Source organism: Oleiphilus sp. HI0123, from assembly GCF_001635315.1.
The window spans coordinates 1-1,818 of sequence record NZ_LWGE01001781.1 but is presented as its reverse complement, the minus strand read 5'-3'; the positions used below and the strand labels follow the sequence as shown (position 1 = coordinate 1,818).

Annotated in this window: 3 protein-coding genes; 1 reads left to right on the top strand and 2 read right to left on the bottom strand. The window is 40.7% G+C overall.

Translation table 11 applies throughout. The features are described from left to right. Positions 1-164: 164 nt before the first annotated feature. Both A3761_RS24005 and A3761_RS24000 read right to left on the bottom strand, forming a co-directional pair. Positions 165-599: a PilZ domain-containing protein gene (locus A3761_RS24005; RefSeq protein ID WP_068511419.1), complete on the bottom strand. Its 435-nt coding sequence runs from the start codon at positions 597-599 to the stop codon at positions 165-167. Between the two features lie 10 nt (positions 600-609). After that, positions 610-1,029, bottom strand: a complete 420-nt coding sequence (locus A3761_RS24000; RefSeq protein ID WP_068511421.1) for a hypothetical protein — start codon at positions 1,027-1,029, stop codon at positions 610-612. Positions 1,030-1,233: 204 nt separating this feature from the next. On the opposite strand from A3761_RS24000, the gene A3761_RS23995 reads away from it, so the two are divergent. Then, on the top strand, positions 1,234-1,818 hold a 585-nt coding region (locus tag A3761_RS23995; protein ID WP_156492083.1), incomplete at its 3' end, for a pyridoxal-phosphate dependent enzyme.

Sequence of the window (1,818 nt, the reverse complement as noted above, 5' to 3'; positions counted from 1 at the left end):
ATAGGTGCAAACGACAGTCATCGGCACTAATATCGCAATCGGAACTAAAATTATAATCAGGCTTTTGGTGCTCGTTGGGTGCACTTTTGTCATACAAGGCAAAAAGAATTAGGCCTAAAAAAACAAGACAAACAAGCAGCGCACCCGTCACATAATCTTTCAGCTTAGCCACCCGGGGCTCCCGCAGTCGAAGAGCTATCTAAGCTACCCTCTGTCGACGCGGCTCTGTCATTTTCGAACCTTCTCAAAATCTGTTCAATTGCAACCAGTTCATCATTAATCTTTAACTTGTCATGCTTAGAGGCAAAACTAAACTCAACACCGTAATTAAATCGGCTATGGTGCTTTTCTTTATATCGAACAAGCCCTTTAAGCAAAGGCAACTCAACTTCTACATCCTCTTTTAACAACTTTAGGGATAGAACTACTTCGTCCCCTAAGTGATAGACCTCGTCAGTCTGAATCCCCATGCCATAACGACTGAAGTCAAAAGGTACAACAGGTATCCATTCCTTTTTAAAAAGGCTTCGTTTAATGTAAACACTAGATTCCAAACGCAACCAATTATGCCGTTCTGTCCGTCGGCGCTCATTTGCCATTATTATTTTCTCATTGATTTGATAGTTGTATCTTATAGGTTACACGGCGCCCTTCGACCTTAACGCCTTCCACAGAATAAGAACTGCTAACCGGTATATTCCAACTGCCAGGAGCTCCCCCTCCCAGACTTGCCACATTTATCTGATCTATATCGCTTTCAAGATAGACTTCTTTTTCATCTTTAGACAAGACGTCGAAATATTTGTAACCATTTTCTTTTGCTATTTCAGCACAGCGCTTTAGTGCAAAGCCATGAATCGTTTCCCAACTACGATTCGCACTCTCGGTATACTCCACATAAAAAATCCCTTTCCCAGCTTTTAGATCCCTATACCCTGAATTCCCTTCTTCCGCCGCGTGATACACTGCGGCACATGCACTTAACAATACAGACAAAGCAGTAATTGCTATAAACCTTATCTTTTGCATAACAAACCTTGCCTTAATTTTACGTAAAAAGTGTCGAAAGCTAATCATTCAAGTATACAAGAACTACGAATTTTGCCCAAGCGGCCTTTAAGGTCGCAATATGTCAATAAATACCTAAAGAATAATTCTACGCTAGCGCAGCTCTAATATTTATTATCAAACACAATACTTATCAACATTAGTACAACAAACAACAATAATACGATGAACAAAGCTATTTTTGAACATTTCCCGGAACTTAAAAGTGCCTGTCCTTGCTTGAATTTTGCAGACCTTCCTGCACCTATCACAAAATTTGGAGGACCTCCTTCTAATATATGGATAAAAAGAGACGATTTAAGTCACTCAGAATACGGAGGAAATAAAGTTAGGAAGCTTGAGTTCATCCTCGCCGATGCGTTGGAAGCGAACAAGAAGCGTATTTTAACATTTGGAGCAATCGGCAGTAATCATGGCGTTGCGACCACTTATTTTGGCAGTAAGTACAAGCTTTCTACCAACATTATATTATTCGATCAGGCCATATCAGACACCGTTCTTAACAATCTTCGGCTAATGTGGGAACTTGGTGCAAAACTGGACTACAGAAAAACGATCGCTAAAACGGCTTTCCATTTTTATCAACGAAGCTTGTTTGAGAAAAGGCAGACTTATAGCTTGTTCGCAGGAGGCTCAAATGTTGTTGGCTGCCTCGGCTTCGTCAATGCTGCTTTTGAACTGAAAATGCAAATTGATGCTCAGTTAATTCCCGAACCTGACTATCTATACTGTCCTGTGGGTTCTAGCGCA

Excerpts from the sequence above, each read along its gene's own strand:
- A3761_RS24005 (WP_068511419.1), bottom strand. The coding sequence starts at position 599 with ATGGCAAATGAGCGCCGACGGACAGAACGGCATAATTGGTTGCGTTTG.
- A3761_RS24000 (WP_068511421.1), bottom strand. The coding sequence starts at position 1,029 with ATGCAAAAGATAAGGTTTATAGCAATTACTGCTTTGTCTGTATTGTTA.